Origin of the sequence: Myroides odoratimimus (assembly GCF_004337635.1) — a bacterium.
Lineage (GTDB): Bacteria > Bacteroidota > Bacteroidia > Flavobacteriales > Flavobacteriaceae > Flavobacterium > Flavobacterium odoratimimum.
The window spans coordinates 1,188,878-1,202,249 of the sequence record NZ_CP037427.1; the positions used below are offsets into that span (position 1 = coordinate 1,188,878).

General features: G+C 34.4%; 14 protein-coding genes. 12 read left to right on the forward strand and 2 right to left on the reverse strand.

The window, feature by feature from the left end:
- Positions 1-193: 193 nt before the first annotated feature.
- Positions 194-1,183, forward strand: a complete 990-nt coding sequence (locus E0Z07_RS05530) for a TerC family protein (RefSeq protein ID WP_131540410.1) — start codon at positions 194-196, stop codon at positions 1,181-1,183.
- 73 nt (positions 1,184-1,256) lie between these two features.
- Here E0Z07_RS05530 and E0Z07_RS05535 read toward each other — a convergent pair whose 3' ends face one another.
- Together E0Z07_RS05535 and E0Z07_RS05540 are read right to left on the reverse strand one after the other, a co-directional pair.
- Positions 1,257-1,682, reverse strand: coding sequence for a c-type cytochrome (locus E0Z07_RS05535; protein ID WP_131540411.1), 426 nt, complete (start codon positions 1,680-1,682; stop codon positions 1,257-1,259).
- Between the two features lie 90 nt (positions 1,683-1,772).
- Positions 1,773-2,180 carry a hypothetical protein gene (locus tag E0Z07_RS05540; protein WP_131540412.1) on the reverse strand — a complete coding sequence of 136 codons (408 nt, stop codon included), beginning with the start codon at positions 2,178-2,180 and terminating at the stop codon, positions 1,773-1,775.
- 252 nt (positions 2,181-2,432) lie between these two features.
- On the opposite strand from E0Z07_RS05540, the gene E0Z07_RS05545 reads away from it, so the two are divergent.
- The 11 genes from E0Z07_RS05545 (at position 2,433) to atpA (ending at position 13,367) form a co-directional block, all read left to right on the forward strand.
- Positions 2,433-3,908, forward strand: a complete 1,476-nt coding sequence (locus E0Z07_RS05545; protein ID WP_131540413.1) for a DUF5687 family protein — start codon at positions 2,433-2,435, stop codon at positions 3,906-3,908.
- A gap of 1 nt (position 3,909) precedes the next feature.
- The gene (locus E0Z07_RS05550) at positions 3,910-4,605 is read left to right on the forward strand and encodes an ABC transporter ATP-binding protein (RefSeq protein WP_131540414.1); all 696 of its coding nucleotides are present in this window, start codon (positions 3,910-3,912) and stop codon (positions 4,603-4,605) included.
- A gap of 775 nt (positions 4,606-5,380) precedes the next feature.
- Positions 5,381-8,032 carry a type IX secretion system periplasmic lipoprotein PorW/SprE gene (gene porW, locus E0Z07_RS05555; RefSeq protein WP_131540415.1) on the forward strand — a complete coding sequence of 884 codons (2,652 nt, stop codon included), beginning with the start codon at positions 5,381-5,383 and terminating at the stop codon, positions 8,030-8,032.
- A gap of 24 nt (positions 8,033-8,056) precedes the next feature.
- Complete coding sequence (locus E0Z07_RS05560) at positions 8,057-8,452, forward strand: bactofilin family protein (RefSeq protein WP_131540416.1); 396 nt, start codon at positions 8,057-8,059, stop codon at positions 8,450-8,452.
- A 6-nt stretch (positions 8,453-8,458) separates the two neighbouring features.
- On the forward strand, positions 8,459-8,674 hold the full coding sequence (locus tag E0Z07_RS05565) for an AtpZ/AtpI family protein (RefSeq protein WP_006257840.1): 216 nt from the start codon (positions 8,459-8,461) through the stop codon (positions 8,672-8,674).
- Positions 8,674-9,072, forward strand: a complete 399-nt coding sequence (locus E0Z07_RS05570; RefSeq protein ID WP_131540417.1) for a hypothetical protein — start codon at positions 8,674-8,676, stop codon at positions 9,070-9,072. The genes E0Z07_RS05565 and E0Z07_RS05570 overlap by 1 nt, the downstream gene beginning before the upstream one ends.
- A 105-nt stretch (positions 9,073-9,177) precedes the next feature.
- Positions 9,178-10,356, forward strand: coding sequence for a F0F1 ATP synthase subunit A (atpB, locus tag E0Z07_RS05575; protein ID WP_006262511.1), 1,179 nt, complete (start codon positions 9,178-9,180; stop codon positions 10,354-10,356).
- A gap of 55 nt (positions 10,357-10,411) precedes the next feature.
- On the forward strand, positions 10,412-10,606 hold the full coding sequence (atpE, locus tag E0Z07_RS05580) for an ATP synthase F0 subunit C (protein ID WP_006257837.1): 195 nt from the start codon (positions 10,412-10,414) through the stop codon (positions 10,604-10,606).
- Between the two features lie 94 nt (positions 10,607-10,700).
- Positions 10,701-11,201 (forward strand): F0F1 ATP synthase subunit B, encoded by a 501-nt coding sequence (locus tag E0Z07_RS05585; RefSeq protein ID WP_131540418.1) that lies wholly within the window; start codon positions 10,701-10,703, stop codon positions 11,199-11,201.
- Between the two features lie 13 nt (positions 11,202-11,214).
- On the forward strand, positions 11,215-11,751 hold the full coding sequence (gene atpH / locus E0Z07_RS05590; RefSeq protein WP_131540419.1) for an ATP synthase F1 subunit delta: 537 nt from the start codon (positions 11,215-11,217) through the stop codon (positions 11,749-11,751).
- Between the two features lie 41 nt (positions 11,752-11,792).
- Positions 11,793-13,367: a F0F1 ATP synthase subunit alpha gene (atpA, locus tag E0Z07_RS05595; RefSeq protein ID WP_131540420.1), complete on the forward strand. Its 1,575-nt coding sequence runs from the start codon at positions 11,793-11,795 to the stop codon at positions 13,365-13,367.
- The last annotated feature ends 5 nt before the right edge of the window (positions 13,368-13,372 follow it).

Below are 13,372 nucleotides of genomic sequence, written 5' to 3' on the forward strand. Positions count from 1 at the left end.
ATATAGATTTAGCCGTGTTTAGGTTTTATTCTAAAAAATTAAAATAACTTATTGTTTTTCAATAAGTTATTTTTTTTAGTTGTATTTTTGATATTCGAAAGTTTGTTTGTAATTTGTTGATTTACTATTAGTTATGGTGTATTCTCTTGGGGGAGATTATTCCATTTAGTTTTGTCGAGTAAAAAATTAAAAGATGGATCATTTAATCAATCACCCTGTATTATTAGGGGTATTTGGAGTAGTCGTTATTATTATGCTACTTTTAGACTTAGGAGTATTCAATAAACACAGTCACACTGTATCAACAAAAGAAGCGCTTATTTGGACGGCCGTTTGGGTAGGTCTGGCGATGTGCTTTAGTGGAGTAATTTATTATTACCTAGACTTTGAAAACTTTGCAAGGTTTCAATCAGCTTATTGGATAGAGAAAGCATTATCAGTAGATAATTTATTTGTATTTATATTGGTATTTACCTTCTTTAAGGTTCCAAAAGAATTACACCACAGAGTGTTATTCTGGGGTATTTTAGGAGCATTAGTCTTTAGAGCGATCTTTATATTTGCTGGTGTAGAGATTATTAATCATACTTATCTACCTGCAATGGAATTATTCGGTAGAACTGTGGAGATTAATGTAGTATTGACCATATTTGGTGTCTTCTTATTGATTTCGGGTATTAAGTCTTGGTTTGCTAAAGAGGAACACGATGAGAATGAAGACTTGTCTAAGAATTTTGCTGTACGTATGGTGCATAAGTTCTTTAAGGTAAGTGATGAGTATGATGGAGAGAAGTTCTTTACTGTAAAAAATGGAGTACGTATGGTAACACCATTATTCGTAGCATTAATGGTGATAGAGTTTACAGACGTGATTTTTGCAGTAGATAGTATACCAGCTATTTTTGCTATCGCACCAGATGATCCATTTATCTTATATACCTCTAATATCTTTGCAATTTTAGGATTGAGATCACTGTACTTCTTGTTAGCTAACTTCATGGATAGATTCTCTAAGTTAAAGTATGGTTTAGCAATTATTTTATCTTTTATTGGAATCAAGATGATAGTATCTCCATTCTACCATGTAGAGTCATTAGTATCATTAAGTATTATTGGAGGGGTATTAGTCCTATCAGTTGTAGCTTCATTTATGTTTCCTCCTAAAAAAGAATCAATAAATTAATAATAATATATTATGAAAAAGCCCTTCTAGTACACTAGAAGGGCTTTTTCTATATTGTAATCTATTGAATAGTCTATAGCTTAAGAGATTCTGAAGGTTTAGCAGTACCTCTATGACACATAGCACATGATACTACATCTATTGTTTCAGGTTTCGGGTGATTTTGCCAATTAAAGTTCTCTGCATTGATCTTTTGAGTCATTGTGATCATGTGTCTTGCGAACTCTTTTTCTTTTTTTGAATCTGCAGCGAAATCCAATTTGTCTGTTCCTTCTATTGTAGTGTGACAGTATCCACATTTCACTCCTAAAGCATCATTATAACCTCTCATTAGTCCTTTCAGGCTGTCATTAGAAATATCTTTAGGCAATACCTTTAAGTTTTTCCATTCTGTATCTCCTGCTTTACTTTCTGTTATAAGAGTCGATGAGCTAAATGCAAATAATGTTACTAATACACCTAAACAGCTTAATATGCTCAATACATTTTTTATTTTCATAATTATCTATTTTAAGTTCTGCTTACCAAATTAAGCAAACTAACATTTGGATTGATTATAAATTAAGGTATTGAGAGATAAGGGATTAAATTATTTTACTAATATTCCCTTTTTAGTAGTAAATGGCAATGTCTGTAGGTGTGCGTCTCCTAGAGAGTCCTGAATGAAGGTATATGTCTTATCATATAATTTACCTCCTTGGAAGAAAGTAAGCATAAATGAATTACTTAGTTTAAAAACCGACTCATCTAACAATTCTATTTTTACATTTTCTTTTGGAGCAAGTGATTTGAAGGCATGTCTAAATACTCCAGTACCTCTTACTTCACCATCTATCTCACCTATCGCTTGGGATACTACAAGTATAGCTTCCATTTCTTGATCTGAATTGTTGAATAGATATGCATACCATGAGTCTGCTAAGAACTCTTCATTGTATTCTTTTATAATCGCAATCTCGATATCTTTTACTACTGGAATCTCGATGTCTTTTTTCATTGTATTAAAATTTTAGGCAAAGATAAACGATTTTGTCCTAAATATGGTAGTGATTAAACAGAGGTAAACTTGGTTTGATATTGTAGTATATATCATTTGTTGAATGTTAATTTTTAGGTTAATTATATGTTTTGTGTAGGGGTGTATTTGTCTTGATTTTAGTGATAAAGTAAATAATTTAAAATAATGCTATTTTAGTTGTAACAAATCACTTAAATAAAGTACTAATTGTTATAATAAATATTTATAGCAATGCGTAAGTTGTTTGTTTTTCTAGAAAAGAAAAGATTGTCTCGAAGCAATGATAAGACCATGAATACAATATTGGTTGTCTTTAAATGGATAGCGATAGTGTATTTTGGTTTACTGTTTTTGTTAATGGGGATGAGCGGATTCTTTATTATTGAAGATATGAATCTAGGTATGGGATCACCTATACAGGTAGTTAGTAGATTTTGGATGTATTATATGGTGATGGAGATGTTTATGAGGTTTACACTTCAGAAGTTGCCGACAGCCAGTATAAAGCCGTTGCTAGTACTGCCCTTCCCAAAGATTAAGATCGTGAACTTCTATATAGGGAGCTCATTCATCAGTGCGTTTAACTTTATTCAGTTATTATTTATTCTTCCATTTGCGATAGTTAGTATTGTACAGGGATATTCTGTTCTAGGAGTAATCGCTTGGATGATAGCAGTCTATTTATGTGTGTGTACGATGCACTTTGTCAATATACTGATAGAGTCTTATAAATCTGTTTTTATAGCTGTTATAGTCGTATTTGGCTTATTAGCTGCGATTCAGTATTACCAATTATTTGACAGCACTTTATACACACAGCACTTGTTGTATAGTGTGTATGAATATCCTGCATTAGTATTAGTCTACGGTGGAGTGTTATGGTTAGCTATTAAGATGACAGTGCATTACTACGCTAAGAATATGTATATGGATGATCTGCTAAAGGTCAAGGTAGAAGTAGCGACTACACGTGAGATGAAATGGTTAGATGGATTTGGGACATATGCTTCTTTTCTTAAGAATGATTTACGACTAATCACCAGAAATAAACGAGCACGTACTACAGTGTTAATGAGTGTATTATTTATGTTCTACGGATTTTTTATACTTCGCCCAACAGAAATGGGAGGGTATCCGACCTTTATATTAATCTTCGTTGCCTTCTTTGTTTCAGGTGGTTTCTTGATGATGTTTGGACAGTATGTGCCTAGTTGGGATTCTTCATATTACTCTTTTATGATGACTCAGAATATCACGTATAAGAATTATTTAAAGTCTAAATGGTTAATTATTGCATTGGGAACTGGCGTGTCTATGTTGGCGGCGGTATTGTATATCTGGACGAGTATGGATCTCGTGTATTTAATCATAGCTAATGGTGTGTTTAATATTGGTATCAATGGTTATATAGTATTATGGGGAGGTGCTTATCTAAAAAGCCCTGTAGATCTAACTGCGAATAAGAATGTGTTTGCAGATAAGAATGCATTTAATCTAAGGGTAATGCTGATCTCGCTACCGAAGCTCTTTTTGCCTATTCTAATTTATTATATCGGGTTCTGGGTATACGGTTTTTGGGGAGGATTTACCTTGCTAACCTCAGTAGGAATCATAGGAATGTTCTTCCAAAATCTGGCATTTAAGTACATAGAGAAAATTTATAAACAAGAAAAATATAGCACAATAGAGGCTTTTAAATCTAAGTAATATGATAGTAGTAAATAATTTAGTGAAGTCTTATGGTCAACAGACTGTTTTAAATATACCTAGTTTAGAAATAGCGAAAGGACAAAGTGTTGGATTGGTGGGGAATAATGGAGCAGGTAAAACAACTTTTTTTAGCCTTCTGTTAGATTTAATCAAACCGACTCAAGGGAGCATTTCTAATAAAGGGAATGTAGTTAGTGAAAATGAGGAATGGAAAAAGTATACAGGATCATTCTTTGATGATTCTTTCTTAATCGGGTATTTGACACCTGAAGAATATTTTTATTTTGTTGGAGAACTGAGAGGGATGTCTCGTACAGATATAGAGAGTTATTTAAATGAATATGTAAGTTTCTTCAATGGAGAAGTACTGAATCAACGTAAATATTTGCGTGATTTCTCTAAGGGAAATCAGAAAAAGGTGGGTATTATAGCGGCTTTTATGGGAAAACCAGAGTTAGTTATCTTAGATGAACCTTTTGCTAACCTAGATCCGACTACACAGTTGAGATTAAAAGAATTGGTAAAACAGAAAATGAAAGATAGAGAGATCACGATTATTATATCTAGTCATGATCTTCAACATACTTATGAGGTATCTGACAGAGTAATCGCCTTAGAAAAGGGACAAATCATGAAAGATGTCCTGACACAGGATATCACATTTGATGCATTAGAAGAGTTTTTTCAGGTATAATAGAGTGGACTTCTTCTTTGTTTCAGTATAAGTAAATAGACTTAATACATTATGGTATAATTACCTTGCTTTAGATTGTGATTATTAGGTTAAAATAAAAATAGGAGAGTCAGTAGACAAGCTTTGATTTCGGTATTGATGAATGAGAAGAAAGCGTTTCGCTTGCACTTCTTAGGGGATTGCTAGGAGTTTTCTCGAGGTTTTCTTGCCTAGAAGGTGCTTTTCTCGAAGAACTGTGCCAGAAACCCTCAAGCAATCTCCTAGTAGGTCAAAACAAAACTGTCTTTAGTCTAGTGACAAGAGCGGATAAGAAATAGAATTCAGGTGTATTTATTTCTAAAGATGCTGTTTAAATATTTTATTGTTCTGTTGTTTATAGTTGTGTTTGTTGTACTTCTGATGTTATTGTAGCAAGCCCACTATTAATCGAACATAAAGAGAGAATATTGCTTAGTTGGTTAGTTAGCAGAACTCTAGTGAATATATTTTGCTAGAGTTTTTTGTTTGTAGTTATTGCTTAATATTTCATAGAAGTAGGACAATAGAAAATATTTTATCTTGTGAATGTTTTAGTGATATGAGGATAGATTTCTATAGGATGTTATAAATTGACTGAGATATTGCGATAAGTAGTGTAAATTACTTTTATAGGTTTTGTTTCTGTAGAACTTTAAAAACTTTTAAAATACTGTAGAAGTATTACTAAAAGTAATGTATTTTTACGTTTTGTTATATACTAAAATAGTGAATTTGTAGTTTTTAAGTAAAGCTCATTGTGTTGAATACTCGTTTTAAATATCTGATTTTTTTAGTTTTACTTCTTTTAGGAGCGGCTTGTTCTGTAAAGAAAGATAAGTTATTGAATAGGGGGTATCACGCGATGACTACTCGGTATAATATTCTGTATAACGGAGAATTAGCGTATGATGAGGCTTTAGTCTCTTTAAAAAAGGATTACTATGATGACTTTTGGGAGATACTACCTGTAGAGCGTATAGACATTAAGATAGATTCTACACGTGAGTTTGATAGAGGTAGATCACTAGAGTCTAAAAAAGGGTCTATTCTGGAAAACGTGCAATTAGATGGAGCTAATGTTACAGGTGAAGAAGAGCAAGGAGAGGTAGGATTTAGACGAGCAGAGGACAAGGCTGCTAAGGCTATACAGAAGCACTCTATGTACATAAAAGGGCGTGAGCGCAACTTCCAGATCGATGATGCTTATCTGATGTTAGGACAGGCTAGATACTATGATGGCCGTTTTGTACCTGCATTAGAAGCGTTTAATTATATCTTGTATAAGTATCCGGACGGGAGCTTAATAAATGATGCTATCATCTGGCGTGAGAAATCTAATGTGCGCCTTACTTATGATGATATTGCGATTAAAAATTTAAATGAATTTCTTCGAGATAAAAAAGATAAACTAAAGAAGCAGCAAGTAGCAGATGCGAATGCTACGCTTACTCAAGCTTATATTAATATAGAGGAATATGCCTCTGCAATACCCCCTTTAAAGATAGCTATAGAACACACTAAGGATAAGGAAGAGTATGCAAGATATACTTTTATCTTAGGACAGCTATATGCTAGGTTAGGTAAAGAGATGGAAGCGAATGAGGCTTTCGGTATTGTAATCGATATGAATCGAAAGAGTCCTCGATCTTATGTGATACAGTCTCATGCGCAGCAGTTTGGGCTGAAGCCTACTCAGGCTAAAGATTCGGTAGCATTCTTAAAGAAGTATAAAAAACTAATTAGAGATAGAGAGAACAGAGAGTATCTAGATGTATTACATCGTCAGGTAGGGCTGTTCTATGAAGGAAGTGGTAACACTAAAGAAGCATTAAAATCGCTAAAAAGAGCTGTTAAGCTAAGTAAAGGGGATAAGCAATTAAAGTCTAAAAACTACTTGAGTATAGCTGAGATTTACTTTAATGAGGCTGGGTATGCGTTGGCAGGTCAGTACTATGACAGTGTCTTATCTATCATGCCTGCTAAGGCTAAGGAGCGCTTTAGAATCACTAAGAGACGTGATGCATTAAGAGATGTTGTAAAATACGAGAGAGTCGCTCATGTGAATGATAGTGTACTTCGATTAGTAGCGATGAGTGAAGATCAGCGTATTGCTTATTTTCAGAAATATGTAGATGATCTAAGAAAAGAAGATTTTAGAAAGCTACAGGCAACACTTAAAAAGCAAAAAGGTGGCAATCAGAATTATTTTAATATGGCGACTTTTGGAGAGGCTATCGATGTTGCTTTAGGTACAAATAATCAGCAGACAGGAGGTAGTTCTACTTTTTATTTCTATTCAACACAAGCAGCTGCTTTTGGGAAGACTGAGTTTAGAAGAAAATGGGGGAATAGGCCTTCTGTAGATAATTGGAGATGGGCTAGTGATATACAAGAGGCACAGAATAATGCTGTGGCAGAAGAACAAGCGGCTCAGAATGCAGGTCAAAATAATAGTGCTGAAAAGTTTAACGATACTAGGTATGATATCAATAGCTATATTTCTAAGATTCCAACTGATGAAAAAGAAATAGCTACTATCAAGAAGGATAGAGACTTTGCTTATTTCCAACTGGGATCTATGTATGCAGATAGATTTAAGAAATATGATTTGGCTAGTCAAAGATTAGAATCGTTATTGACCTTTGAGCCTACAGAGAGATTGATTCTACCGAGTATGTATAAGCTCTATAAGATATACTTAGAGATAGATATGACAAGGGCATTAGCCATGAAGGATAGGATCATCGGTCAGTATCCTAATTCTAGATACGCTAAGCTATTACAGAATATGTCTAGGGATAAAATAGATGACTTATCACCAGAGCAGATTTATGCTCAGGCGTATAAGGTATATGCGGAAGGGACGGATTATAACAATGCGTTGCGAACTATAGATCGCGCTTTAGAGCGATTCGATGATGATGGATATGTAAGTAAGTTAGAATTGCTAAAAGCGCATGTAATAGGTCGATTGAAGGGAATAGAGGCTTATAAAGAGGCCTTGAACTTTGTGGCATTAACATATAGCTCTTCACGTGAAGGGCGAGAAGCAGAGGAATTGTTGAAAACCACTATCCCAATGTTAGAAAGTAGAGAGTTCTCAGTAGGAGACTCTAATAATTGGAAAGTAGTATTATTGATTCAAGATAAGGAATCAAGTAGTAACCAGTTGATTAGTCGTAGATTTATACAGTTTGCGACTGCTAATAGCAGTAAGGGAATAAAGTATTCTGAAGATCCGTATATTGGTGTAGGAGAGTTCTTTGTGTTACACGGATTTAAGACTAGAGAGGATGCTGAGTATGCAGCAAGAAGTGTGGATAGTAACGCTGTCACTATTAGTACTGATAACTACGTTATCGTCCAGATAAAGAAAAATTGGGAGAAATATATAACTCCATCAGAATAAGGTTGAAAAAAAAAGTAAAAAATTATGTTCCAAAAAACAAAGAATGGTGGGCCTATAGATCACTTAGGTAAAACGAATAGAATTATTGAGGCTACAATAATTAAAGGCGATATTGAAGCAGTGACAGATTTGCGTTTAGATGGTGTCTTACATGGTAATCTAAAAGTAAAAGGTAGAGTAGTAGTAGGACCTCAAGCTCAGGTTATAGGAAATGTAGAGTGTGAGAATGCGGATATAGAAGGCTTAGTAGAAGGAGTCTTAAAAGTAAAGGACCTATTGCATATCAAAGAAACTGCTGATGTAAAAGGAGACCTTATTGTGGGTAGACTTTCTGTAGTACCAGGGGCTAAGATTCAAGTGAAATGCGATATGGCTATAGCAGGAAACGGAGAGCAAAGTTCTGGTAAGAAAGGAAAATAAATAGAAGTGAAAAAAAATTCAGGGCCAAACCGTTGGTTAAGTTTAATTAATATCCCTATTCAGATGGGGGTAACTATTTACTTGTTTCACTTGTTAGGTACTTGGTTAGACGATAAGTATAATTTAGTTGATGGATTAGCAAATAAAATTTGTACGTTAATTGGAGTAGGATTAGCTTTGTACCAAGTTATAAAACAAGTAAATCAATTAAATAAAGATTAATGGATAAAGAAACAGTAAGTTTAAGTTTAAAGCTTTTTGGAGTTTTAGCAGTTATATTTGCAATTCATTTTGCACTTTTTACATATACTGATTTTGGTCAGTCATTTGTAGAATTAGGGTATTCATTAGCGGGTTTTTATGGCTTTGAATTTATTTTTTCTATAGGAATATTATTTGCTATGCAAGGTATAAAAACGAGTATGCCTAACAGTTTAGGATATGTGTTTTTAGGCTTTATTACAGTTCGGTTATTGGCTAGTTACCTATTTGTGAGAGAAGGATTAGATAGCGATAATGTAGATGAACTATTTAAGTATAATTTTCTGTTAGTAGTCTTGATTTATCTTGGCGGAGATGCTTTTATTGCATATCGTATTTTAAATAAGAAGGTTAGTTAACAAAAAGATAATAAAAAAAAGTTTCGCAAGAAAGTATGAAAGTCTAAGATTTATTGTACTTTTGCACAAAATTTTAAGAACCATAAATATTCAAGAAGTTAAGGTATGGTGACTCTGAAGAAATCACTGAATTTATTAGCAGCTGTAATTTTTACAGCATCGTCGGTATTTTCGTACGCACAAAGTAATGCTCAGAAGCTTGAAGAATCTATTCAAGAAACAGAGCAGTCAATTGAAGAAACAATCGCTGCTGTAGAAGGTACAGAGCATGTAGAAGGTGAAAAAACACAAGCTGAAAAAGTGCAAGATCACATCACGCACCACTTAGCAGATGATTACTCTTTTATATTCTTCTCTGACGAGGCTACTGGTAAACACTATGGATTTCCATTACCAGTTATTTTAATAGACAATGGTCTTAAGGTATTTATGTCATCAGAATTTGACTACGGGAATAAAGTAGTTGAAAAAGATGGGCAACACTACAAGTTATATCACAGTAAGATATACAAAACTGATGCAGCTGGTACTATCGAGTACGATGCTGAGCATCATCCTACTAATGAGAAGCCATTAGATTTTTCTATCACTAAAAACGTGGCATCATTATTATTTACTACAGTATTAATCTTCCTTATGTTCTTAAGCTTAGCTAAGACATACAAAAAAGGACCGAACAACTTGCCAAAAGGTTTTGCAAGAGCTTTAGAACCAATGGTACTTTATGTTCGTGATGAAATGGCTATTCCAAATATCGGAAAAGATAAATACAAGAAGTTCATGCCATACTTACTGTCAGTATTCTTTTTAATTTTCTTATTGAACTTATTAGGATTGACACCACTAGGATTCAACGTTACAGGAAGTATTTCGGTAACTGCGTGTTTGGCAATCTTTACATTCATAATTACACAGTTCTCTGCTAACAAGGATTATTGGAAGCACATGTTCTGGATGCCAGGTGTACCAGCACCAATGAAATTAATGTTAGCACCTATCGAAGTATTAGGAGCATTAATTAAACCATTCTCATTGATGGTTCGTTTATTCGCTAACATTACAGCAGGTCACTCAGTAGTATTTGGTCTTATCGCTATTATTTTCGTGATGAAAGAAGCTTTAGGTACTGCAGGAGCTGTTGGGATAGGATTCTTCTTATCAACGTTCTTAGTTGTGTTAGAGATCTTAGTTGCGTTCTTACAAGCGTTCATCTTTACAATGTTATCTTCATTGTTTATCGGAATGGCTGTAGCGGAGCACGAACATGATGAGGCTCATCATTAATAGAATTAAATTAGAATAAAAATAAAATTTGTTTAATTAATATAAATCAATCACTATGACATTACCAAACATTATTGGTGCAGGTTTAATCGTAATCGGAGCTGGTTACGGATTAGGAAAAATCGGATCTTCTGCAATGGACGCTATCGCTCGTCAACCAGAAGCTGCTGGAAAAATCCAAACTGCAATGATCATTATTGGAGCTTTATTGGAAGGTTTAGCATTCGGTGCTTTAATCTTAGGTAAATAATCCAAGACAAGTAAAAGAGTTTATCTGTAACGGTTGGTTGCAGATAAACTTCTTAATTAAACAACATAGGTATTAAAAAGTATAATTTTAGATAATGGATAAATTAATTAACGATTTCGGTTTTGGATTATTTTTCTGGCAGTTCATCATTTTATTGGTGATTGTATTCATCCTAGGAAAATTTGCATGGAAACCAATTGTAAATGCTTTAGAGGCTCGTGAAGAGGGTATCGCTGATGCATTAGCAGCTGCTGAAAATGCTAAAAGAGAAATGGCTAATTTAAAAGCTGATAACGAGAAATTATTAGCAGAAGCTCGTGCTGAGCGTGATGCTTTAATTAAAGAAGCTCGTGAGATTAAAGAAAAAATGTTAGCTGACGCTAAAACTGAAGGTGAAGCTGTAGGAGCAAAAATGATTGCTCAAGCAAAAGCTGCTATCGAAAGTGAAAGAGCGAGTGCTATCGTTGAGTTAAAAACTCAAGTTTCTTCTATTTCTATTGAAATTGCTGAGAAATTATTAAAAGAACAATTAGCTAACACTGAAGCTCAATCTAAATTGGTTGAGAAGATGTTAGACGAAGTTAAATTAAACTAATAAAAGGATCATTATGGTAAGCACTAGAGCAGCTGCAAGATATGCAAAAGCAATGCTAGAAGTTTCTGGTCAAAAAGGAAATGCTGAGGCTATTAATAGCGATATGATCTTGATCTCTGAATCAGTATCTCAAAGTGAAGACTTAAAAGTGTTTTTAACTAATCCTATCGTGAGTGGTGAGATTAAATTAAATGCTTTGTTAGAAGTATTCGCTAATGTTGATCAAAGTACTAAAGAATTGTTTAAAGTGCTTAAAGCGAACAATAGATTTGAAATCTTAGGTGTAATCGCTTTACAGTTTCAAGAGCAATACGAAGCTTTGAAAGGTATAGAGAGAGTTGTAGTTACTACGGCTGTTCCGATGGATGCCGCTTTAGAGAGTAAAGTTTTATCTAAAGTTCAAAGTTTAGCTCCTGGAAAACAAATTGTTATTTCAAATCTAGTAGATGCTTCTATCTTAGGAGGATTTATCTTGAAAATGGGAGATAAACAGTACAATGCTTCAATAGCGAATCAATTACAAGTTTTAAAAAGAGAATTAACAAATTAAAAAATCACCGCACGAATGTTCGTGTATAAACATAGATAAAAATGGCGGAAATTAAACCAGCTGAAATATCAGCGATTTTAAAGAAACAATTATCTGGATTTAGCTCAGAGGCTTCTTTAGAAGAAGTAGGAACAGTACTTGAAGTAGGAGATGGTGTTGCTCGTGTATACGGGTTGACAAATGCTGAATACGGAGAGCTAGTTGTATTCGAGAATGGACTAGAGGCAATGGTGCAGAACCTTGAAGAGGATAATGTAGGTATTGTATTGTTAGGAGCTCCTACTGGTGTTAAAGAAGGATCTACAGTAAAAAGAACAGGTCGTATCGCTTCACTTAAAGTAGGTGAGAAAATGGTAGGACGTGTTGTTAATACATTAGGTCTTCCAATCGATGGTAAAGGTGCTATCGAAGGTGATTTATATGAGATGCCATTAGAGCGTAAAGCTCCTGGGGTAATCTACCGTCAACCAGTAACTGAGCCGTTACAAACAGGTATTAAATCTGTTGATGCCATGATTCCAATCGGACGTGGACAACGTGAGTTAGTAATTGGTGACCGTCAAACAGGAAAAACAACTGTTTGTATCGATACTATCTTAAATCAAAAAGAATTTTACGATGCTGGGCAACCAGTATATTGTATATATGTAGCTATTGGACAAAAAGCTTCTACTGTAGCAGGTATTGCTAAAACTTTAGAAGATAAAGGTGCAATGGACTATACTATTATCGTAGCTGCTAATGCTTCGGATCCTGCTCCAATGCAAGTTTATGCTGCAATGGCAGGTGCTGCTATCGGAGAGTACTTCCGTGATACAGGACGTCCTGCATTAATTATCTATGATGATTTATCTAAACAAGCGGTAGCTTACCGTGAGATGTCATTAATCTTACGTCGTCCACCAGGTCGTGAAGCTTACCCTGGAGACGTTTTCTACCTTCACTCAAGATTATTAGAGCGTGCTGCTCGTATTATCGGTGATGATGAAATCGCTAAAAACATGAATGATTTACCAGAGTCTATCAGACCATTCGTTAAAGGTGGTGGTTCATTAACTGCTTTACCTATTATCGAAACTCAAGCTGGTGACGTTTCTGCTTATATCCCAACTAACGTAATTTCGATTACTGATGGACAAATATTCTTAGAATCTGATTTATTTAACTCAGGTGTTCGTCCAGCTATTAACGTAGGTATTTCTGTATCTCGTGTTGGAGGTTCTGCTCAGATTAAATCAATGAAGAAAGTAGCTGGTACTTTAAAACTTGACCAAGCTCAATACCGTGAGTTAGAGGCTTTCGCTAAGTTTGGTTCTGATTTAGATGCTGCTACAATGAATGTTATCTCTAAAGGACAACGTAACGTTGAGATCTTAAAGCAAGCTGTTAACGATCCATACACTGTAGAAGATCAGGTAGCTATTATCTATGCAGGTTCTAAAAACCTTCTTAGAAGCGTACCAGTTTCTAAAGTAAAAGAGTTCGAAAAGGATTATTTAGATGCTTTAAACTCTCGTCATAGAGATGTATTAGATCAATTAAAAGCTGGTAAATTCACTGATGAAATTACTGGTGTACTTGAGAAAGTAGCTAAAGAAATTTCTGCAAAATATTAAGAAAT

Excerpts from the sequence above, each read along its gene's own strand:
- E0Z07_RS05530 (WP_131540410.1), top strand. The coding sequence starts at position 194 with ATGGATCATTTAATCAATCACCCTGTATTATTAGGGGTATTTGGAGTA.
- E0Z07_RS05535 (WP_131540411.1), bottom strand. The coding sequence starts at position 1,682 with ATGAAAATAAAAAATGTATTGAGCATATTAAGCTGTTTAGGTGTATTA.
- E0Z07_RS05540 (WP_131540412.1), bottom strand. The coding sequence starts at position 2,180 with ATGAAAAAAGACATCGAGATTCCAGTAGTAAAAGATATCGAGATTGCG.
- E0Z07_RS05545 (WP_131540413.1), top strand. The coding sequence starts at position 2,433 with ATGCGTAAGTTGTTTGTTTTTCTAGAAAAGAAAAGATTGTCTCGAAGC.
- E0Z07_RS05550 (WP_131540414.1), top strand. The coding sequence starts at position 3,910 with ATGATAGTAGTAAATAATTTAGTGAAGTCTTATGGTCAACAGACTGTT.
- E0Z07_RS05560 (WP_131540416.1), top strand. The coding sequence starts at position 8,057 with ATGTTCCAAAAAACAAAGAATGGTGGGCCTATAGATCACTTAGGTAAA.
- E0Z07_RS05570 (WP_131540417.1), top strand. The coding sequence starts at position 8,674 with ATGGATAAAGAAACAGTAAGTTTAAGTTTAAAGCTTTTTGGAGTTTTA.
- atpB (WP_006262511.1), top strand. The coding sequence starts at position 9,178 with ATGGTGACTCTGAAGAAATCACTGAATTTATTAGCAGCTGTAATTTTT.
- atpE (WP_006257837.1), top strand. The coding sequence starts at position 10,412 with ATGACATTACCAAACATTATTGGTGCAGGTTTAATCGTAATCGGAGCT.
- E0Z07_RS05585 (WP_131540418.1), top strand. The coding sequence starts at position 10,701 with ATGGATAAATTAATTAACGATTTCGGTTTTGGATTATTTTTCTGGCAG.
- atpH (WP_131540419.1), top strand. The coding sequence starts at position 11,215 with ATGGTAAGCACTAGAGCAGCTGCAAGATATGCAAAAGCAATGCTAGAA.
- atpA (WP_131540420.1), top strand. The coding sequence starts at position 11,793 with ATGGCGGAAATTAAACCAGCTGAAATATCAGCGATTTTAAAGAAACAA.